Origin of the sequence: Peribacillus sp. YIM B13472 (assembly GCF_042788005.1) — a bacterium.
In the GTDB taxonomy this organism is placed as follows: Bacteria; Bacillota; Bacilli; order Bacillales; family DSM-1321; genus Peribacillus; species Peribacillus simplex_E.
Genome location: NZ_JBHZPG010000008.1, coordinates 86,194 through 107,624, shown reverse-complemented (window position 1 = coordinate 107,624; position 21,431 = coordinate 86,194). Strand labels below are relative to the sequence as shown.

The 21,431-nt window shown below is 43.1% G+C and carries 17 protein-coding genes, 1 riboswitch and 1 other annotated feature; of the genes, 11 read left to right on the top strand and 6 right to left on the bottom strand.

Features of this window, described 5'->3' with window-relative positions:
* Window positions 1–5: 5 nt before the first annotated feature.
* Window positions 6–638, bottom strand: coding sequence for a GNAT family N-acetyltransferase (locus ACFX4I_RS08940; RefSeq protein ID WP_283932038.1), 633 nt, complete (start codon window positions 636–638; stop codon window positions 6–8).
* 344 nt (window positions 639–982) lie between these two features.
* Between ACFX4I_RS08940 and acsA the strand changes: the two genes are divergently transcribed.
* Complete coding sequence (gene acsA / locus ACFX4I_RS08935) at window positions 983–2,701, top strand: acetate--CoA ligase (protein WP_230304096.1); 1,719 nt, start codon at window positions 983–985, stop codon at window positions 2,699–2,701.
* Window positions 2,702–2,834: 133 nt separating this feature from the next.
* Here acsA and ACFX4I_RS08930 read toward each other — a convergent pair whose 3' ends face one another.
* Window positions 2,835–5,852 carry a transglycosylase domain-containing protein gene (locus ACFX4I_RS08930; protein ID WP_377420105.1) on the bottom strand — a complete coding sequence of 1,006 codons (3,018 nt, stop codon included), beginning with the start codon at window positions 5,850–5,852 and terminating at the stop codon, window positions 2,835–2,837.
* 149 nt (window positions 5,853–6,001) lie between these two features.
* Window positions 6,002–6,218: a binding site (T-box leader), on the top strand.
* A gap of 67 nt (window positions 6,219–6,285) precedes the next feature.
* Between ACFX4I_RS08930 and tyrS the strand changes: the two genes are divergently transcribed.
* Window positions 6,286–7,542, top strand: a complete 1,257-nt coding sequence (gene tyrS / locus ACFX4I_RS08925) for a tyrosine--tRNA ligase (protein WP_377392029.1) — start codon at window positions 6,286–6,288, stop codon at window positions 7,540–7,542.
* Between the two features lie 98 nt (window positions 7,543–7,640).
* On the opposite strand, the gene rpsD is transcribed toward tyrS, so the two are convergent.
* Window positions 7,641–8,243: a 30S ribosomal protein S4 gene (rpsD, locus tag ACFX4I_RS08920; protein WP_063232686.1), complete on the bottom strand. Its 603-nt coding sequence runs from the start codon at window positions 8,241–8,243 to the stop codon at window positions 7,641–7,643.
* Window positions 8,244–8,777: 534 nt separating this feature from the next.
* Window positions 8,778–9,257, bottom strand: a complete 480-nt coding sequence (locus tag ACFX4I_RS08915; protein ID WP_230301847.1) for a GAF domain-containing protein — start codon at window positions 9,255–9,257, stop codon at window positions 8,778–8,780.
* Between the two features lie 154 nt (window positions 9,258–9,411).
* Between ACFX4I_RS08915 and refZ the strand changes: the two genes are divergently transcribed.
* Window positions 9,412–10,068 carry a forespore capture DNA-binding protein RefZ gene (gene refZ, locus ACFX4I_RS08910; RefSeq protein ID WP_283932035.1) on the top strand — a complete coding sequence of 219 codons (657 nt, stop codon included), beginning with the start codon at window positions 9,412–9,414 and terminating at the stop codon, window positions 10,066–10,068.
* A 1-nt stretch (window position 10,069) separates the two neighbouring features.
* Here the strand turns inward: refZ and hisJ are convergent, their stop codons facing one another.
* A complete protein-coding gene (gene hisJ, locus ACFX4I_RS08905; RefSeq protein WP_377420103.1) occupies window positions 10,070–10,873 on the bottom strand; it encodes a histidinol-phosphatase HisJ in 804 nt (267 codons plus the stop codon).
* A gap of 166 nt (window positions 10,874–11,039) precedes the next feature.
* Between hisJ and ezrA the strand changes: the two genes are divergently transcribed.
* The 7 genes from ezrA (at window position 11,040) to rarD (ending at window position 20,093) form a co-directional block, all read left to right on the top strand.
* The gene (ezrA, locus tag ACFX4I_RS08900; RefSeq protein ID WP_377420101.1) at window positions 11,040–12,734 is read left to right on the top strand and encodes a septation ring formation regulator EzrA; all 1,695 of its coding nucleotides are present in this window, start codon (window positions 11,040–11,042) and stop codon (window positions 12,732–12,734) included.
* 230 nt (window positions 12,735–12,964) lie between these two features.
* Window positions 12,965–14,113, top strand: a complete 1,149-nt coding sequence (locus tag ACFX4I_RS08895; RefSeq protein ID WP_377420099.1) for a cysteine desulfurase family protein — start codon at window positions 12,965–12,967, stop codon at window positions 14,111–14,113.
* Complete coding sequence (gene thiI, locus ACFX4I_RS08890; protein WP_377420097.1) at window positions 14,110–15,321, top strand: tRNA uracil 4-sulfurtransferase ThiI; 1,212 nt, start codon at window positions 14,110–14,112, stop codon at window positions 15,319–15,321. Before ACFX4I_RS08895 ends, thiI begins: the two co-directional genes overlap by 4 nt.
* Before the next feature lie 82 nt (window positions 15,322–15,403).
* Complete coding sequence (locus ACFX4I_RS08885; protein ID WP_034309203.1) at window positions 15,404–15,610, top strand: alpha/beta-type small acid-soluble spore protein; 207 nt, start codon at window positions 15,404–15,406, stop codon at window positions 15,608–15,610.
* 134 nt (window positions 15,611–15,744) lie between these two features.
* Entirely contained in the window at window positions 15,745–17,328 is a 1,584-nt protein-coding gene (mbcS, locus tag ACFX4I_RS08880) for an acyl-CoA synthetase MbcS (protein WP_230301853.1), read from the top strand.
* A 153-nt stretch (window positions 17,329–17,481) separates the two neighbouring features.
* The gene (locus tag ACFX4I_RS08875; protein ID WP_377420095.1) at window positions 17,482–19,083 is read left to right on the top strand and encodes an amidohydrolase; all 1,602 of its coding nucleotides are present in this window, start codon (window positions 17,482–17,484) and stop codon (window positions 19,081–19,083) included.
* An 80-nt stretch (window positions 19,084–19,163) separates the two neighbouring features.
* Window positions 19,164–20,093: an EamA family transporter RarD gene (gene rarD / locus ACFX4I_RS08870; protein WP_230301855.1), complete on the top strand. Its 930-nt coding sequence runs from the start codon at window positions 19,164–19,166 to the stop codon at window positions 20,091–20,093.
* A 92-nt stretch (window positions 20,094–20,185) separates the two neighbouring features.
* Here rarD and ACFX4I_RS08865 read toward each other — a convergent pair whose 3' ends face one another.
* Window positions 20,186–21,013: a protein-glutamine gamma-glutamyltransferase gene (locus tag ACFX4I_RS08865; RefSeq protein ID WP_230301856.1), complete on the bottom strand. Its 828-nt coding sequence runs from the start codon at window positions 21,011–21,013 to the stop codon at window positions 20,186–20,188.
* A gap of 56 nt (window positions 21,014–21,069) precedes the next feature.
* On the opposite strand from ACFX4I_RS08865, the gene ACFX4I_RS08860 reads away from it, so the two are divergent.
* Complete coding sequence (locus tag ACFX4I_RS08860; RefSeq protein ID WP_377420093.1) at window positions 21,070–21,246, top strand: hypothetical protein; 177 nt, start codon at window positions 21,070–21,072, stop codon at window positions 21,244–21,246.
* Between the two features lie 70 nt (window positions 21,247–21,316).
* Window positions 21,317–21,426, top strand: a riboswitch (TPP riboswitch).
* Window positions 21,427–21,431 lie beyond the last annotated feature (5 nt).

The window sequence follows — 21,431 nt, the reverse complement described above, 5'->3', positions numbered from 1 at the left end:
CCTCTTTAATACATAAACCGATTCATAAAACGCAATTGGTCGAACTTCTGGATGGATTCCGGCGGGACTCTTTTGCCAATACGGGCCATCAGGCAGTTGGCCGGGTGGGAACTGATTTCAGGATCATCTGTTGCAAAGTAGACCAAGCCACCCGCACTCATCATTTTTTCCATGACCTTGCGATAGTCCCAAATATTCAGACCTGTCCCTTTCAAATCCCAATGCCAATAGTATTCAGTGGTGATGATGATGAAGTCCTCAACCGAATCGTCTTCCATGGAAAGGCGGATTAGGTTCTTCCCGACGGAGGCACCCCGGTATTTAGGGATGACCTCGATTGCACCAAGCTCAATCAAGTTCTCCATCTTAATTTCCGACCAGCGCTCCAAGGGATCGGGATATAAGTAAGTTACATAACCCACGATCGTTTCATTTTCACGGGCGATAAAGATCCTGCCCTCAGGTAAGTCTGCAATCTCTATTAACGCTTTATGCTGCAAAGCAGGAGGGCGAAAGGCGACCAAGTCTTCATGAAACTCATAAGCGGACATTTTTTCGCCGTTCAACGGCCCTTCGATGATGAGCGTCCCGCTTAATGTCTGCAGTTCCTTAGTATAAAAGGTCTTATTATATTCCATTCTTTCACCACCCTTGTTATGTTGTAATCTTACACTCTAGCATTCTGGAGTATAAGAAGCGTTGCTTTTAAAAACTGACCGAATGGAAAGCTTAAATAAATTATACATAAAAACAAGGGGTATAATTTAGAAAGTTCAACACATATATGAATCTTTTGTTACAGTGCTTCTTCTTTCCCAGCCATCAACATGAATTCACCTTAAATATAACATACTTGTAATTTTCCAAATTCAGCAAGATGATTTTCCCTAATATGGAAGTGCTTAATATTTTAAAAATTGAGAAAATTGTCTTCATATACTATAATAAAAATATAGAGCCGAATAAAGGGGGAGTTTGTCGTATGAATGTGAAAGCGTTGCCAGTAGTGGAAGGTAATTTTAATTTAAAGAATTATGATGAAAAATACAAGAAGTTTGACTGGTCCGAGACGGAAAAGGAATTCTCCTGGTCTGAAACCGGTAAAGTGAATCTTGCACATGAAGCAATTGACCGCCATGCCGAAACATACAAAAAGAATAAAGTAGCCCTTTATTACAAAGACGATAAAAGAAATGAAAAGTATACATTCAAGGAAATGAAAGATTATACGAATCAAGCGGCCAATGTGTTCAAGAACATTGCCAATGTTGAAAAAGGTGATCGTGTTTTCATCTTCATGCCTCGCTCCCCGGAGCTTTATTTTGCATTGTTGGGTGCGATTAAAACGGGAGCGGTCGTAGGGCCGTTGTTCGAAGCCTTCATGGAAGGCGCAATAAGGGATCGTCTTGAAGATAGTGAGGCAAGTGTGATTGTGACGACACCTGAACTTTTGCCGCGCGTCCCAGTGGATGAGCTGCCCCATTTAAAGCATATTTTCTTGGTGGGGGAACATATAAAAGAAGAAGGAAAGTACCATCACTTCAATAAAAAATTAAAAGAAGCAGACAAAAAATTCGAAATTGAATGGGTGGATCGGAATGACGGTCTGATTCTTCACTATACCTCCGGTTCCACAGGCAAACCAAAAGGAGTGCTTCACGTTCATAATGCGATGATCCAGCATTATCAAACGGCAAGATGGGTCCTTGATTTGCAGGATGAGGACGTGTATTGGTGCACAGCGGACCCTGGATGGGTGACAGGGACGTCTTACGGGATCTTTGGACCTTGGTTGACAGGGACCTCGAATGTCATTGTAGGCGGGCGGTTCAAGCCTGAATCCTGGTACAAGACCTTGGAAGACTTTGGTGTCACGGTATGGTATAGTGCCCCGACGGCCTTCAGGATGCTGATGGGCGCAGGTGACGAAATCGTTAAGCGGTTCGATTTAAGCACTCTCCGCCATATTTTAAGTGTCGGTGAACCGTTGAACCCGGAAGTGGTGCGCTGGGGAATGAAGGTATTCAATCATCGTATCCATGATACATGGTGGATGACGGAGACCGGAGCTCAGGTCATCTGCAATTATCCTTGCTTGGAAATCAAACCGGGTTCGATGGGTAAACCGATTCCTGGTGTGCAAGCGGCAATAGTGGATGATCAAGGCAACGAGCTTCCGCCGCATAGAATGGGGAACCTTGCCATCAAGAAAGGCTGGCCTTCGATGATGAAGACCGTCTGGAAGAATGAAGCGAAATATGAATCTTACTTTATGCCAGGTGATTGGTATGTGTCCGGTGATTCCGCATATATGGATGAAGATGGTTATTTCTGGTTCCAAGGCCGTGTTGATGATGTCATCATGACGGCAGGGGAGAGAGTCGGACCTTTCGAAGTGGAAAGCAAGTTGGTCGAGCATCCAGCCGTAGCTGAAGCGGGGGTCATCGGTAAGCCGGATCCGGTTCGGGGGGAAATTATCAAAGCGTTTATCGCCCTTCGTGACGGATACGATGCAAACGATGAGTTGATAGAGGAAATTCGTACATTTGTAAAGCATGGTCTAGCAGCACATGCGGCACCTCGTGAAATTGAATTCAGGGATAAACTTCCTAAAACAAGAAGCGGTAAAATCATGCGCCGTGTCCTGAAAGCTTGGGAACTTGATTTGCCAACTGGTGACTTATCATCGATGGAGGATTGAGAAACTGAGTCATGATGATTATTGAGAAGGAAAAAGGCATCCATTGTCACTTTAATGGATGCCTTTTTTCGAGATTATAAGAAAACAGGCTGTCGGGTTACCCCGACAGCCTGTTTTAGTTCAAAAAAGAGTGTCATTCTTCCTCTTCTTCAGCTTTATCCGTGTCTTGCTCTTTATCATTGACAGTGTCTTGCTCTTTATCATTGACTGTGTCTTGATCTTTGTCGGTCTCTTGATTTTCTTTATCAGTATTTTCTTTGTTTTGACCTTTGTCTTGAGCTGGCTCTTTATTTTTATCTATATCCGTTTCTTTTTCTGTTTCTTTATCTGCTTCTTTATCTGTTTCATTGTCTGAACCGTTCTCTTCTTTTGTGTCTGGTTTTTTATCTTCGCTAGCTATTTTATCTTTTCCGCGATCATCTTTATTTTTTGAGGAATCTTCTTTTGAACCAGTCTTCTTAGCGCCGCTTTCAACACGTTTAGAAGGGGCTGATTCTTTACCGACTATGTCTACGGCCGTTACATAATAGGAACCGCCTGAGCCGACTTTGTAAACAAGACTCCCACCAGCATTGATGCTCGCCACTTTTTTGCCGTCCTTATAGACACGATAACCGACGACATCTCCTTCATGATGCAGGCCCCATGTAATCTTATCGTTACTGATCGTTATGGATAGGGGATCTGGTGCTTTGCCATTATCATTCAACTTCGCTTTCGCCCCGACGACATTTCCTGATTTTCCGCCTCCAGGAATCACGGATCCCGGGTCATCGACATATTTCAGTCCGATATCTGCAAAGGAATCGGGATTCAACATGAACCCGCCGCTTGTGAATTCGCCAGGCGTTTGCGGAAGGGCTGCGTAGCGTTTGCTGCCGACTGATACATATTGTCCATCTATGAAACTATCATCCGCCTTTGATGGAGCATATTTGGCGATGAATAAATCTGATTTTACAAGACCTGCCTTTTGGCATGCACTTGAAGGCAGCAGTCCTGAAACGCCACAGAAGGAGCGGCTGACAATTCCGCCCGGCATTTCAAATCGCTTATCGGGGTCGATGAGTTTAGGATCGACTTTGTATGCGGCATTGATCAGATCTGCCCAATAATACATATTACGTTTATTATATTCCAGACCATTATAGGTCCCTTGCAAGGATTTCGGTGTGTCATATCCGAGCCATGTACCGAATGATACATTCGGGTTGGTTGCGACGAACCAAGCGTCCCAATAGTTTTGGGAAGTTCCGGTCTTACCTGCCCAATCACTTGAGAAAGCAAGGCGGTTCCTGACCGAAGCGGCCGTCCCGCTGTTTACGACATCACGCATCATATCAAGCGTTAAGTAAGCAGCTTGCGGAGAGAATACTTCCACTGGTTTCGCTTTATGCTCATAGATGACCTTGCCATCTTTCGATACGATTTTATCGATCATATAAGCATCGACGAATTCCCCTGAATTGGCAAATGTGCCAAATGCATTGACGTTCTCTTCAACGGTTACACCTTTTGACATAGCTCCCAGTGACATGGCTGCATTAGAGTAATCTTCTTTCGTCACTGTGGTGAAGCCCATTTTTTCCAAATAGGAAGCTGGACCTTGGTTGATTATTTTCATGTAAAAGAGCGCTGCCGGGATATTATAGGAATTCTTCAGTGCCTCACGGGCTGTCGTTACTCCCGTATAGCTTCCGCCGCCATAGTTTCCTGGACGCCACATTTTTCCTGCTGGAATGGATATGGGTACGTTGGCCGATACGCTTCCAGGTGAGATCTTTCCTAACTCGATTCCCGGGCCATATACGAGCAGCGGCTTCATCGTTGATCCGTTCGATCGCAGTGATGCGGTTGCATGGTTCGTCTGTTCCCGCTTGAAATCACGGCCACCTACGAAACTGATGATTTTTCCTGTTTTATTTTCGATTAGAATGGCCCCGGCTTCAACGGGCTCACCCGCTTTATCGTATCCGTAATTCGGATAGTTTTTCGTTACTTCCTGCATTTTGTCATAAATCTTTTTATTGACTGTCGTATAAATCTGATAGCCGTTTTGACGCAGCTTACGATCAGCAAGTGCTACATATTGTTCTTTTAAATCATCATTCTCTAAATCTTTCTCTTCATATCCATCGTCTTTTGCGAGACTGACAGATAGGATTTCAATGGAGCGTTTTTCAATTTCATAGGTGAGCCATGGATATTTCTCGGATGGCATCTCCGTTTTACCGATAAAGTCTTTTGTTATGTCGTATGTTCTTGCTTTATCATATTCTTCTTTTGTTATGTATCCGTTACTATACATCCGCTTTAAAACGGTTTTCATCCGGTTGATGCCGGGTTCTTGATTTTCTTTCAGTTTTCCTTGCTGAGTATATGGTGTATAACCGAAAGGGCTTTGCGGCAATCCAGCAATAAAAGCGGATTGGGGCAGAGTCAGATCTTTGGCCTCCACGCCAAAAATACCTTCAGCAGCCGACTCGACTCCAGCGATGTTCCGACCGGAAGAATTTCGACCCAACGTGGAGACGTTTAGGTAGGTTTCCAAAATCTCTTCCTTTTCAAAGAACTTTTCGACCCGGAGCGCAAGAAGGATTTCTTTTGCTTTCCGGTCAAATGATACTTCGTTGGTGAGGACCTGGTTTTTAATGAGCTGCTGTGTTAAGGTGCTTCCTCCCGATTGGACGCTTGCATTCGAAAATTCCTGGTAAACGGCACGCAGGATGGCTTTCGGGACAACTCCGTCATGCTCATAAAAATATTCATCCTCTGTAGCGATGACTGCATTTTTAAGATACTCGGAAACTTTATCGATGGACACTTCCTCACGCTCAAGGTCACTCTTAAGCTTGCCCAAGTATACGTCATCAGCAAAGTATACTTCAGAGGTCTCTTCATAATTGTAAATGTCTTTTTTTAAATCTTCTTTTGTGCGTACCGGTTCATCTTTGACGAGGGCAGCGAAATAGCCGGCTCCGACGCCGCCGGCGAATGAGAATCCTAGAACCCCGACAATAATGAGGATCAGCGTTAAATTCCAAATGACTTGGTATGTAACCCGCGCGTTCTTATGTGTTTTTTCATTTTGAAAAAAATGGGTCAACTGCTTCCATAATGCTTGAAATCTATCTTTTTGATTACTATTCATCGTATCATACCCCCTGAAATCACATATATTATAGCATATAACAGGTAGGGGAAAGGGCATCTTTCTTATTTTTCTAGAATCTGTAAGGGTGATGTTGACAAGGATTCTTATGTATGATAAAAGTTTATTAACAATAATAAAATGATTAAATGATCGCGATGATAGGACCCAGTAGTCAGACTATCCCTGTTTCAGAGAGCCGGTGGTTAGTGGAAATCGGTACAAATGGTATGATGAATTACTTCCTTGAGCATTTGCTGTGAAATGATTAGTAGCAGGAAACGGTTGACGGCCGTTATTCGTCTTGAGCGGAGGGCATATTATGTCCTCAAGTTGGGTGGTACCGCGAATTCATTCGTCCCTTCATATTTTATGAAGGGGCGTTTTTGTGTGCTTTTTGCGGTTTTTTTCTAAGATGGAGGAGGAATATTTAATGGAATTGCTTAAAGACCTCGAGTGGAGAGGGATTATTTATCAACAAACGGATGAAGAGGGTTTTAAGGACCTTTTAGAAAAAGAGAAAATTTCTTTATACTGTGGTGTCGATCCAACTGCGGATAGTATGCACATCGGACATCTATTGCCATTCTTGACATTGCGCCGTTTCCAGCAGCACGGTCATCGTCCACTTGTGCTAGTAGGCGGTGCGACAGGACTTATTGGTGATCCAAGCGGTAAAAAAGAGGAACGCCAGCTGCAAACGCTGGAAAAAGTGCTTTATAATGCAGACTGCATAAAAGGGCAGCTATCCCACATCTTTGAATTCGACGGTGAAAATGGTGCGGTCATGGTCAATAACTATGACTGGATAGGTAAAATCGATATGGTTACGTTCCTGCGTGATTACGGGAAATACATCGGCATTAACTACATGCTGGCAAAAGATACCGTTGCTTCCCGCTTGGATACGGGAATTTCCTTTACTGAATTTGCGTACACGATTTTACAAGGAATTGATTTCGGTCATTTATACAGCAATTACGACTGTAAATTACAAATTGGCGGCAGTGATCAATGGGGCAACATTACGACCGGTCTTGAAATGATCAGGAAATCCAATGATGAGAATGCTAAAGCATTCGGTATGACGATCCCGCTCGTAACGAAAGCGGATGGAACGAAATTCGGTAAAACGGAAGGCGGAGCGATTTGGCTTGACCCAGAAAAGACGACTCCGTATGAATTTTACCAATTCTGGATCAATACAGCCGATGCTGATGTTGTGAAATACCTGAAATTCTTCACATTCCTATCTCGTGAGGCGATTGAAGAGTTAGAGCAATCCGTACAGTCCGAACCGCATTTACGTAAAGCGCAAAAAGCTTTAGGGGAAGAAATGACCCGTTTGATTCATGGTCAGGAAGCTCTTGACCAAGCAATCAAAATCTCTGCCGCCCTATTCAGCGGTGAGGTGAAGAATTTAAGTGCAGCGGAAATCAAATTGGGCTTTAAAGATGTCCCTAGCTTTGAACGTGAAAGCAAGGAAGATATCGGTTTGGTCGATTTAATCGTTGAAGCGAAAATTTCGCCATCAAAGCGTCAAGCCCGTGAAGATATTCAGAATGGGGCAATCTCCATAAATGGGGAGAAAGTGACGGATCTGCAATATGTAGTGACGGAAGCAGCCAAGATTGAAGGGGAGTTCATTCTCGTTCGTCGTGGCAAGAAGAAATACACATTAGTGAAATGATTGTTCAAGGCCCGGCTGAATCCCAGCCGGGCTTTGTCATGCAAGGGTGTTTAGGTGCAAAAAAAACCCCCATCCAAGGATGGGGGTTTTTGAAGTTATTAACGAGAGTAGAACTCAACGATAAGAGCTTCGTTAATTTCAGCAGGCAATTCAGAACGTTCTGGTAAACGAGTGAAAGTACCTTCTAATTTCTCAGCATCGAAAGTAAGGAAATCAGGAACGAAGTTAGTTGCTTCAACTGATTCTTTGATGATTGAGAAGTTACGTGATTTTTCACGAACTGCGATAGTTTGTCCAAGAGACACTTTGTAAGATGGAATGTCTACGCGGCTTCCGTCTACAGTGATGTGACCGTGGTTAACAAGTTGACGTGCTTGACGACGTGTACGAGCTAAACCAAGACGGTAAACTAGGTTGTCAAGACGTGATTCAAGAAGAATCATGAAGTTTTCACCATGAACACCTTTAAGTTTGCCAGCGCGGTCGAACATTGAACGGAATTGACGTTCAGTGATTCCGTACATGTGACGAAGTTTTTGTTTCTCTTGCAGTTGCATTCCGTATTCAGAAATTTTTCTGCGTTGGTTAGGACCATGTTGTCCTGGAGCATAAGGGCGTTTTTCTAATTCTTTACCAGTACCTGTTAGGGAAATTCCTAAACGACGGGATAGTTTCCAGCTTGGGCCAGTATAACGAGCCATAGGATGACTCCTCCTTTAAATGTTTTTATTTTGGTAAAATAAAAACCGTGTGAATGTACGATCATGACCATTTTGTTTTCATGTACCTTCGCCCTAGCAGCAGAGAGTTACGAGATACACCTCTGTATTGAGGAACAAAATGAGAACATAAAGGCTGTCACATAGGCTGCAATATTTTACACAAGGAGTATTGTATAATATTCTGCTCAATGAGTCAAGGCCAGTTGTGATTTATTAAGGAATAGATAAAGAGAAGCACAGCAGGAAAATTCAATATATTAAAAAAATGCAATTTATAGAGAGGTTTTTTCCATTGTAAGCGTTATGAGATAATGAATCCAAAAATCATGGATGGTTTGAGACATTTCCTGGTGCCTATGTCATGGGGTGATTCAATCCTGTTTCTTTGCTGAAAATGTCAAAAGGGTCGATGAGGGGTTTTATATTGCGGAAATTCAGGAAAGGACAGGGTGCATGTACAACGGGTCCTGTAATGGAAAAGGGAGCAGGCAAGGTTTGCCGCTCCCTTTTATTTTATAGATGATTGGAAAGGATTTCAGCGAATTTCTCCAGTCCTTGCTGATCCATTTCGTCAAAACGGTCCGTTATCGGGCTGTCGATATCGAGGACACCGAGCAATTTGCCGTCCTTCATGAGCGGTATGACAATTTCAGATCTTGATGCCGCATCGCAGGCGATATGTCCAGGGAATTGATGGACATCCTCTACGCGCAGGGTTTTTTCAGTTGCAGCTGAAGTCCCGCATACGCCCTTGCCCATTGGAATGCGGACACAGGCTGGAAGACCTTGAAAGGGTCCTAGAATTAATTGGCCTTCTTCATATAAATAAAAGCCTACCCAGTTAATCTCATCGAGAAACAGATTAAGTAAAGCTGCCGCATTGCTTAAATTGGCTATCCGGTTCGTTTCATCTTCGATTAAGGCAAGTAGTTGTTTTTGGACCAGTTCATAGTTTTTTTCTTTTTTTCCTTGATACATTTCGACATTAAACAAAAGCGTTCACCTGTCTTCCGCATATTTTTACAGCACTATCTAATCATGATGCTTTATTGTTGGGAAATTGTCGAGAACTTACTAAAGGATTCAGGCTCTTTCGTGAAGAAGTAGTTCACAAGACTTGTCTCAAAGAAAGCGAGGGATTGCCTGAATGAATCGCCAGACGCCAACGAAACAAGCCATTGTGGAAGCTGCATTGCATTTATTTCATTTAAAAGGCTATCATGCTACATCCATACGGGATATTGCGAATAAAGCGAAAGTGAACGCTGCAAATATTGCCTACTATTTCAAGAATAAGCAGGGGTTGCTGGAATTCTGTTTCATTTCCTATTTAGAAGAGTATATCCTGGTCCTTGAGAAGAACATGACATTGCTCGAACTTAAAGGCCCGCAGCATTGCTTGATGAATCTTGTAAAGGATATTCTCGCTTTCCAGAGGGAAAACTTCCTTGCTGCACGGTTCATATATGGGGAATCTTCACTCGATTCCAATTTAAACCGCGAAATTCATTCGACTTATTTTACTAAGGAAAAGTCTTATTTTCAATATATTTTGGAACAAGGAATCAAGAGCAGGAGTTTCCAGCAGGTCTCCGTTCCCATGTATATGCTGCAGTTGAAGGGATTATTGACGGCCCCTGTCCTGCATACCCATTATGCGATGGAGGTGCTTCATGTCTTCCCGCAGGAAGCCTATTACACGAATATTTATGCCAATGAAGTCGGACGTTTTCTGCAAGATACCCTTTTCATTGCCGAAGACTTACAGCCACTGTTAGCCGGCCGGCCTGAAGTGTATATATGATTTACCCATTAAACCCTGCAATCAGTGCCTGATGGCCCTGACCCAAATCTTTAGCCTGATGGGCATCGGAACCGTAAATAAGCGGAATGCCGAGATCTAAAGCACGTTTTGCAAATCGTTCAGGAGGATAGGGTTCACCGCATAGCGGCTTTACAAGCCCGGCTCCATTATAATCTAGTTCATACCCTTGATCCTTGATCATGTCGAGAACCTTGTAAACCCGCTCGTCAAAACTTGAGGCCGGCGGATATCGATGCTGGAATTTATGGACAAGCGTAATGTGCCCGATCCGTTTTGGTTTATATATGCCTAAATCAGCTTCTATTGATTTTTCCAGTGTATCGTAATACTTGGTATAAACCGATTCCACTGAACCTAGTTCATTGGCAATCTCACCAAACCCATTTTCGCTGAAATCGATGCAATGCCAACTGTTTTGGTGCCTGATGAAGTGGACGGAAAGTATACTATCATCAAGGAATTCTCCGATTTCATCGAGGAATTCTTTTGTTTCTTTTTCATACCCCTCTATAAAGTCAACCTCCAGGCCTGTTTTGATCAGGATTTTGTCTTTATAGCGTTCTTTCAGTACGCGGAGCTCTTGAAAGTAATCCAGGAGCAGGGCAGCGTCCATGCCGCTGTCTTTTTCAGGCGTAGGATCTTGAAAATCTCGTGGCAATGGAGCATGTTCCGTAAATGTGATTTCCTTTAAACCTAGCTCGATTCCCCGCGTAATATATTCATCGAATTTATCCGTAGAGCCGTGAGGGCAAAACGGAGTGTGCACATGACCGTCAGCTTTCATGGTCCTTCCCTCCCAAAAAACAGGTATTTGTAGCAATTTTCTACAAAAAAATCATTTTTCTCGTCAAAAATTATTGCTAACATGGTATCATAAAAGCATTAAATTTAACATTTTTAAAATTGATATAAACGAGCAAGACTGTAAGGACTAGAACAGGGGGCTTACCATGGATTACATAATTGGGGTAATTGTATTAATTTTGATTTTCATCATTTGGGGTTATTTTTTCAAAAAGAGATATTTTAAAGAAATCGATCGACTGGAATCCTGGAAAATAAGCATCACGCACCGCCCCGTGCTGGAAGAGCTTTCTAAAGTCAAACAATTGAACATGACAGGTGAAACAGAGGAAATGTTCGAAAACTGGCGCATTGAATGGGACGCCATCATTACGGATCATATGCCCGAAGTCGAAGAGCTTTTATTCGATGCCGAGGAATTCGTCGATAAATACCGTTTCAGCCGTTCAAAAGAGGTACAGCGCAAAATTACAGTCAAGCTGAATGAAATCGAGGAAATGATCAAAAAGATCTTATACGAACTGAATGAACTTGTAGGCAGTGAGGAAAAGAATCGATTGGAAATTGAGGATATCAAAGAATCCTACCGTCAATTGAAGAAATCCTTGCTTGCACACAGGCATAATTATGGGAAAGCGGCTGATAAGCTGGAAAATTCCTTGGATGAAGTAGTGCAGATCCTTCAGAAGTATGAAGAAGAGACCGTGAACGGCAATTATTTGAATGCGAGGGAGCTTGTTCTATCCATTAAGGAAAAATTGGCGGTTCTGTCAGTTAAAATGGAAATGCTCCCCAAATTATTGGTAGATAGCCAATCAGAGCTGCATTCCCAGCTTCATGAATTGAAGGATGGTTATGAGGAGATGTCAGAACAAGGGTATCTGTTGAGCCATATTCAATTCGAGCAGGAAATATCACGGCTTGAGGAGGAACTGGAACTATATAAAACACAATTGGAAAATGCCGAAACGGAAGCCGTGGAAAAGGGCATTAAAGATATGCGTGAAAGCATTGAGGTGCTTTATGACCTTTTGGAAAAAGAAGTACTTTCAAAACAGTATATCTTGAAAAATGATGAAGTTCTCAGGAAAACGATAAGTGACCTAGAATATGAAAACGATAAACTTAAAGTTGAAACCATACATGTTCAACACACATATCATCTGACGGAAAATGAGCTCGATGCACAACGGAAAATGGAAAAGCAGATTGCCCAGATTTCGAAACGCCATCAATTGCTCGTCTTGAAAATGGAGGATAATGTGATGGCAAGCTCCCTTATCAGCGAAGAGATGCAGGGGCTTGCTGTACAGTTGAAGGAATTACAGGAAAATCAGAAAGACTTTACCGTTAAATTACAGGCTTTACGAAAAGATGAAATGGATGCCAGGGATTCACTGGCCGAATTGAAACGTAAAATGGTCGATACTGGACGCTTAATTGCAAAAAGCAATATTCCAGGTCTTCCAGAAGAGTATAAAGTGGTGCTTCAGGACGCTAAAGAATGCATGGATGACGTTCAGGGGAAACTTGATGAAAAGCCGCTTGAGATGGCCGCTGTTTATATTTATTTGGAAAAAGCGGTTCAACAGGTGAATAGGGTCCATGAAAAAGCCAATGAATTGATCGAACATATGTATTTGGCCGAAAAGGTGATCCAATTCGGAAATCGTTATCGAAGCAGTCACGATATGGTTGCCGAGAGCCTTAGGGAGGCCGAGGCCAAATTCCGAAGCTACGAATATCAAGCCGCATTGGAAACGGCAGCCACGGCCATAGAAAAGGTCGACCCGGGCAGTTTACAAAAAATCGGGGCGAACATAGAAGAAGTCCTTTCCTGAAAACCCGCCATGGCGGGTTTTTTCTTTTATCGGCCCCTGAATAGACTAGGCGGGAAGTTAAATCATTCTGCGGGACTAAAAAGAAGCAGATCTCCTATCATTCAGTGAACCAGTGTTTTACATTCTCTTTCAAATTCAATTATGTTAATATTAGAAGTTGCAACAGCAACAATGGAACTTATATTTAGTAGAGTGACCATCATAGATACAAAAACATGGAAGGTGAACCCATGATTTATTTTGATAATAGTGCAACAACAAAACCATATCCCGAAGTAATCGAATCATTCATGAAGGTTACTTCGGACTATTTCGGGAACCCCTCCTCGCTTCATGGACTTGGGGTGCAATCCGAAAAACTGCTTTCCGCTGCAAGAAAGCAGATTGCTGAATTATTAAAGGTGAAGAGTTCGGAAATATATTTCACTTCCGGGGGGACGGAAGGAAATAATCTTGCCATCAAAGGGGCCGCCCACTCTCAGGGAAATCGCGGCAAACACATAATCACGACAGCGATTGAACATCCTTCTGTAGAAGATGCATGCAAATCATTGACGAAAATGGACTATGAGATCACATATCTTCCCGTTAACGAATTTGGGCAAATTGATGTAACGGATCTTAAGGAAGCATTGAGGGAAGATACCATTTTGGTTTCCATCATGCATGTTAATAATGAAGTTGGCTCGGTACAGCCGATTGCTGAAATTGGCAAATTGTTAAAACAATACCCAAACGTTCTCTTTCATGTCGATAATGTGCAGGGTACAGGCAAAGTTTCGTTATCATTGCGCGAAGCCAATGTGGATTTATGTACAATTTCCGGCCACAAGGTTCACGGCTTGAAGGGGACGGGCATCCTTTATGTTCGTGAAGGCGTTCGGGTCGATCCGCTTTTCCATGGTGGCAATCAAGAAACGAAAATCAGGAGCGGCACCGAAAATGTTGCGGGAATCGTCGCCCTATCGAAGGCTTTGCGTATTAGTATGCACAATCAATTGCTGTATCATGATAAGCTGCAGCAAATCAAAACATATTTATATAAAGGCTTGAAGGAAATGGACGGGGTACTGGTTAACAGTCCTGAAGAGGGTGCGCCCCATATTATGAATTTTTCCGTTCCGGGGCTTAAATCCGAGGTATTGCTGCATGCACTTGAATCGGAAGGAATATATGTTTCGACGACCAGTGCCTGTTCTTCGAAAAAAAGGACGGTAAGCAAAACGGTGGATGCGATGTTCCATAATTCAGCCCGTTCCGAAAGCGTCATCCGAATCAGTACTACCTATGGCAATGAAATGGAAGAAGCAAAGCAAGTTCTGGCGGCGATACAGAAAATAGTCGCTAATTTAGAAAAAATAATGAGGGTTGCAAAATGAAATTTGATCATATAATTATCCGTTATGGAGAAATCTCCACGAAAAAAAGAAACCGTAAAGGCTTTGTGGACAAAATGAAGGCACATATCCGCTGGAGTTTAAAAGATATAGAAGGCGTAGTGCTTACTGCCAAACGGGAGCGGATGTACGTTCTCCTGAACGGTGCGGACCATAAGCCTGTCATTGAGCGGTTGAAAGGCATTTTTGGAATTCAGTCATTAAGCCCTGCAATAAAAATAGAGCGTGATCTTGAAGTGATGAAAACGGCAGCATTGTATTATCTTAATCATACTCTTGAAGAGGTCAACACGTTCAAAATCACGACAAAACGCGCGGATAAGGATTTTCCATATAATACCGATGAAATTAACAGGGCGATCGGCGGGCATTTACTTCGAAATACAGAAGATTTAAAAGTGGATGTAAAGAACCCTGATTTGAACCTGCTAGTCGAAGTGAGACGCGAAGCCGTGTATTTGACAGGTGAAATCATCCAGGGGGCAGGCGGTCTTCCATTCGGCTCAAGCGGGAAGGCGATGCTGATGCTTTCAGGCGGGATTGATAGCCCTGTTGCGGGATTCCTTTCGATGAAACGGGGATTGGACGTGGAAGCGATCCATTTTTACAGCCCTCCGTTCACAAGCGAACGTTCACGTCAAAAGGTCATTGATTTGGCAGGCAAGCTTGCAGAAATAAATGGAAGCATGAAAGTGCATATCGTTCCATTTACGGAAATCCAATTATTGATTCAAAAACAAATCCCGGAAAACTACTCAATGACTACAACCCGTCGTTTAATGATGCGGGTCGCCGATCGAATCCGTGAAAAAGAAGAAGCCATGGCACTGGTTACCGGTGAAAGCCTTGGACAGGTTGCGAGCCAGACGATGAGCAGCATGTTTGCCATCAATGAGGTGACGAATACACCGATACTGCGTCCGCTGATTACCATGGATAAGACAGAAATCATCAAAATTGCAAGAGAGCTTGATACTTTTGAAATATCCAATCTGCCGTACGAGGATTGCTGTACGGTCTTTACGCCGGCAAGCCCGAAAACGAAACCGAAACGTGAAAAAGTCAATTACTATGAAAGCTTCGTCGACTTTGAATCCTTGATTGAAAAAGCGGTCACCGAAACAGAAATATTAACGGTTAAACCTGGTCAGACTTTCGAAAATGAAGAAGCGATGGAAGACTTATTTTAATATCCTGTAATTACCAATAAAATTGTGCGAATGAAGCCATGTGTTTTAACACACTCTATAATCACAAGGAGGTGAAAAACACATGGCAAACAACAACAGCTCAAACGAATTATTGGTACCTGGAGTGGAACAAGCTCTACAACAAATGAAATATGAAATCGCTACAGAATTCGGCGTACAACTTGGTGCCGACACAACATCTCGCGCTAACGGTTCAGTTGGTGGAGAAATCACAAAACGCCTTGTTCAAATGGCTGAACAACAATTAGGCGGAGGATTCAACAGATAATTTAATAAATATGGCTACAGAGAGCGGGTTCTAACACCCGCTCTCTTTATTATTTGTAAAAATAAATAGAAATATTAGAGAAGTATCTTGTATAATGAGTAGGTACTAAGAGTTCATAATTGGAGGGGAAAAATATGAAGCGTGAAGACTTATTGGCTCCGGAACATTACAACTTAGTGAGTGAAATGGAACGTTTTGCAAAAGATCCAGAAAAAGTTGCCGTCCTCTGGGAGAACGAAACCGGAGACAAAAAACAACTTACATATGAGAATTTATTAAAGAGTGCAAATAAAATCGGAAATGCCTTCAAGAAAAAAGGACTCGGTAAAGGTGATACGGTCCTTATCATAATCCCTCGCTTGGTGGAAGCCTATCAAGTGTATTTAGCCGCATTGAAAATTGGCATGATTGTCATACCTTGTTCCGAAATGCTTCGTGCGAAGGACTTGCAGTATCGAGTCAACCATGGTGATGTCAAAGGAATCATCAGTTATCATGAATATACTCATGAATTGAATGAAATAGAAGGGGCGGAAAGCCTCCTGAAATTTTCAATCGGAAAACGAATCGAAAATTGGCTGGATTTGAATGGGCTTGCCGATGAGGAATCAGATCAGCTGACTATGGCCGACACGAAGAGTGAGGATATGGCGTTCTTGTCGTATACTTCCGGAACGACAGGAAATCCAAAAGGGGTCGTCCATACACATGGATGGGCTTATGCCCATTTGAAAACGTCTGCAGCAAACTGGCTTGGCATCAGCGAAACGGATGTGGTTTGGGCAACTGCAGGCCCAGGGTGGCAAAAGTGGATCTGGAGTCCTTTCCTGGCGGTTCTAGGAACGGGAGCGACCGGTCTTGCCTATCATGGGAAGTTCGAGGCGAAAAAGTATCTTCAGCTGCTTCAGGACTACAAAGTGAATGCATTATGCTGCACACCGACCGAGTACCGATTGATGGCAAAGGTGGATAACCTTGATGACTATAATTTATCCCATCTACATAGTGCTGTATCAGCGGGAGAGCCTTTAAATCAAAAAGTGTTCGAGGTCTTTAAAAACCATTTCCATATTGAAGTGCGTGATGGATATGGACAGACCGAAAATACCCTGTTGGTAGGTGTAACGAAAGGCATGGAAATTAAATTGGGCTCCATGGGCAAACCGACTCCGGGCAACCATGTGGAAATCATTGATGATTCCGGTAAACCCTGTTCTCCTGGCATAGTGGGGGATATTGCCGTACATGTAGATACACCTGCTCTCTTTAAAGAATATTTTAAAGATCCCGAACGGACATCGCAGCAATTCCGTGGGGACTATTATATCACCGGCGACCAAGCGAAAAAGGATGAAGATGGTTATTTCTGGTTTGAGGGTCGTTCTGATGATATCATCATCAGCTCGGGATATACGATTGGACCGTTTGAAGTGGAAGATGCACTCGTTAAGCATCCATTTGTTAAAGAGTGTGCCGTTATAGCAAGCCCTGATGAAATAAGGGGAAATGTGGTCAAGGCATATGTAGTCTTGATGGAGGATATCGATCCGAACAGCCAAGGCTTGATCCAGACGCTCCAATCGCACGTGAAAGAATTGACTGCCCCATATAAATATCCAAGGAAAATCGAATTTTTAGAAGAGCTGCCCAAAACGACATCAGGTAAAATCAAACGGGTGGATTTACGGAAAAGGGAGGAAGCACTCCTTAACAATTGATTGAAAGCATTACCGTCAGCCCCCACGGCTGGCTTTTTTTTTATTAACAGGTGCTTGGATAAAAGCATAAATATGGGAATTCATGATATGAGATGGTACACTTACTGCATATCTGCACAGTAACAATCATTTAATAAGGAGTGTAAAGCCGGAATGGGAACGTTATGGTTCAATGGGTCGATTTATACGATGATTAAAGAAAACGATCAAGTGGAGGCAGTCTTCACTGAAAAGGGGGTAATTGTTGATACCGGCAGCCTGGACTATTTGAAAAATGAATATGCCGGCAATATTTCCAGGGAAATCGACTTAAATGGACAAACGATGCTGCCGGGATTAGTGGATAGTCACCTTCATTTGGTCGGGCATGGTGAAAGGCTGCTTCGTTTAGACCTCTCTTTGATGGATAGCAGGGAGTCCATCATGAAATCCTTGAAGGAAAAGTGCTCAAAAACCCCGGCTGGAAAGTGGATTGTTGCCGAAGGGTGGAATGAAAATGAATGGCCGAGTCCTGAATTGATATTACGGAATGAGCTTGACGCGATATCGACAGAACATCCCATCGTATTGAAAAGGATCTGCCGTCATGCCTTGGTGGTCAATTCCCGTGCCCTTTTGGAAGCGGATATTAAAGAAGATATAAAAGAGCCTTCAGGCGGGGTGATCTGCCGTTATCCTGACGGACGTTTAAATGGGTTATTTAAAGAAAGTCAGGCGCAGAACCTTATTTTAGACAGCCTTCCCGGCATTGATCAAGAGTATATCGAAAACGCGCTCACAGAGGCCATAGAAGACGCATATAAGCTAGGTTTGACTGGCGGACATACTGAGGACCTCCATTATTACAATGGCTTCATGCCGACATATCAGGCGTTTAAATCGGTAATCGAGGACCGGGAAATGGCCTTTCGCGCCAATTTGCTCGTCCATCACGAAGCGTTTGAAGAAATGCTGGCAGCAGGCGGCGGCTATCAGAAAGGTACGCGATATATCAAATTCGACAGCATGAAGATATTTACGGACGGCTCCTTGGGCGGACGCACAGCCCTGTTGAGCGAGCCTTATGTAGATCAAAAGGATACGAATGGAGTCGCGATATTCACTGAAAACGAGCTTCAGGAATGGGTGAAAAAAGCAAGGGATGCCGGAATGCCGATTGCTGTCCATGCGATTGGCGATCTCGCTTTTGAATACGTCTTGAATGCAATAGAAGCCCTCCCCCCGAAAAAGGGGCAGAGGGACCGGCTCATCCATGCGCAGATTGTCCGGCCGGATCTGTTGGAGCGAGCGGCAAAGCTGCCGGTGATCTTTGATATCCAACCGGGTTTCGTCCCGTCCGATTTTCCGTGGGTGGAAGAAAAGGTTCCAGCCGATCTATTGGAATCATCCTATGCCTGGAAAACCTATTTGAAGTTGGGCATCATTTGTGCGGGAGGGTCGGATGCACCCATTGAACCATTAAATCCAATTTTGGGCATTCATGCAGCTGTCACAAGGATGAAAATCAACAGTGAGGACCGGACTGTATATGGCTTGGGCGAAAGGCTTTCCGTATACGAGGCATTCTCACTATATACAAAAGGGAGTGCTGCAGCAATCGGCCAGGAAAAACGTCGCGGTGTGATCATTGAAGGGTACGATGCCGATTTTACCGTGTTTAATCTGGATGTTTTTGCTGTTGCGCCGGATGATCTCCTTAAAGCTGAGGCGGTCATGACGGTCATCGATGACAAAATCATGTATGATAAAAAATAACAGTTGCAAAAAAAGAAATGGAAATACAAAATTGTTAGATGGAATTAGATAAAGGAATGTAAATGGAAAGAAGGCTTGTTATGAAAGTGGATGAACAAAAAGAAGGGGCGATCTATGCAGCCCTTTCTTACATGATGTGGGGAGTCGTGCCGATTTACTGGAAGTTCCTTCAGGGAGTCGGTGCAACAGAAATTTTAGCTCAGAGGGTATTATGGTCTTTCGTGTTCATGCTGGTTTTATTGATGTTCATGAAAAAATGGCAAGCGTTTCTTGTTTATGTCAAAAACATAATGGGAAATCCCAAACTCTTTACGGCATTACTAACGGCCTCACTGCTTGTTACAGCTAATTGGGGAGTGTTCATCTGGGCCGTTAACTCAGGACGGATCCTCGACACGAGCCTTGGATATTATATCAATCCGCTAGTCAGTGTACTATTGGGAGTGATAGTCTTAAAAGAAAAATTGAGCAGGGCCCAAATCATTTCATTCCTGCTTGCAGGAATCGGAGTCTTGATCCTTGGCATTCATTTCGGCACGATCCCGTGGATCTCTCTTGTGTTGGCCATGACGTTCGGATTATACGGTCTGGCAAAAAAAATGATCAAGGCCGAATCCGCGATCGGGCTGACGCTCGAAACGATGATGGTAACGCCTCTTGCCCTGGGTTACCTGATATACTTGATGAACCAATCAGAAATGCAATTCTTTACAGAGGGAAGCACAAGCCTGCTGTTGGTGGGCGGCGGGATTGTCACGGCATTGCCTCTTTTATATTTTGCCAAAGGGGCGGAGAAGATCCCGTTATCGATGCTTGGCATTTTTCAGTATATCGCTCCGACCTTATCTTTATTGATCGGTGTATTCGTCTATCATGAAAGTTTTACTAAAGCACATCTTTTAGCCTTTTTGTTCATATGGTCAGCCTTGGCTGTTTATACATTATCCATAACGAAATGGGGTCAGGCAAGTGCCCGCAGGTTCAAAGGCAAAGGGAATATTGGTGCGTGAATAACAAAAAATGCTTGGGAGATTTCTCCCCAAGCATTTTTTTATGCCGGTATTTAATGAAACAGTTTTACGGCATAGGGGAAATGCCAGGGTCATGAAAGGAAAATATTCGAACCTATTTCAGAAACAATACAATTGGAAAGGCTGACAGGACTGTGATCGGGCTTTGCGCGGGGGATATTTAGTTGGAATTGACTATAGAAGGAACTATCCAGGAAAATGATATGAGTTGTCAGGAATGCTGATATGGTGGCGAACGGCTTTCTATTGCTATTTAATTCAGCGATGATTCCCTGTGAACTGGTAATCCCGATCCCGTGGCCATAAAAGAGGTTATTTCCTAATAATATGGCATTTTCACCTTGCCATTCAGGAGTTGCCTCGTCGTGATCAGGGTTTTTGAAGTAAACACAATCACCTGGTAAATAATCCCTTCCTTGGTGAATATCGAGAGCCATATTTTGTGGAGGGTGCCAGTCATATAAAACTAGTTTTGAAAAAAGGTTGTCGAAATTCCTAGGGCCGATTAAATCCAAAATGGCCTTTAAAAAAGTGACGACCATCGCTGTCCCGCATTCGAAAGCATAAAGCCTTCCATTTATGAAAATGTCAACGAGTGCAGCATGAGGGAGAATCCCTGGCTGAAGGGTAAAGGTACCACCCTTTGAAAGGCGCCAATATTGTTTATTGGATTCCGATTCCTCAAGTGTGGAAAATTCGGCATCACTTTTATCCAACGCAATAGCTGCCGCAATGACTCGGTTCCTCAGTTGTATCTCGAAATTAAACTCTCCAAAGTTCCGGTATTCAAAAACGGTAGAATCTTCCGCCAGCAATTGGATAATTTCAAGCGATTTAGCAGATGTTATTCCTGGTTGGATTTGACTGACATCTAACCATTTGTGATTAATCTTTATCATGATCATATCCACCTTTTGCTTATGAAATTAATGGTTTATAAAACCGGGAAACAAAAATGTCTACATGTAATGCTCATTATATGAATGCCAGCAAGGAATTGACTATTTGGAACAGGTCAGCCACCGTTGCAGCCGCGAATGATTGGAATGAAAAGAGGCAGAATTTTGTTGCTTTCATTCCAAAAGATGTTTTGCTAGATATCCTAGAGTGCAAGGAATACCTTTCCAATTAGCGAGAAGAAGCAAATTAGTATTCCTTTTTCACCATGAATTGATATAATGAGAGAGAAAAGTTCATATGTTCGAGAAATGTAGGGGGGCCAGTACTGCTGGCTGAGATTGCATCCTTTAGATGCTGACTCTTTGAACCTGATCTGGATGATGCCAGCGGAGGGAACATATTATTACTGATTTTTTG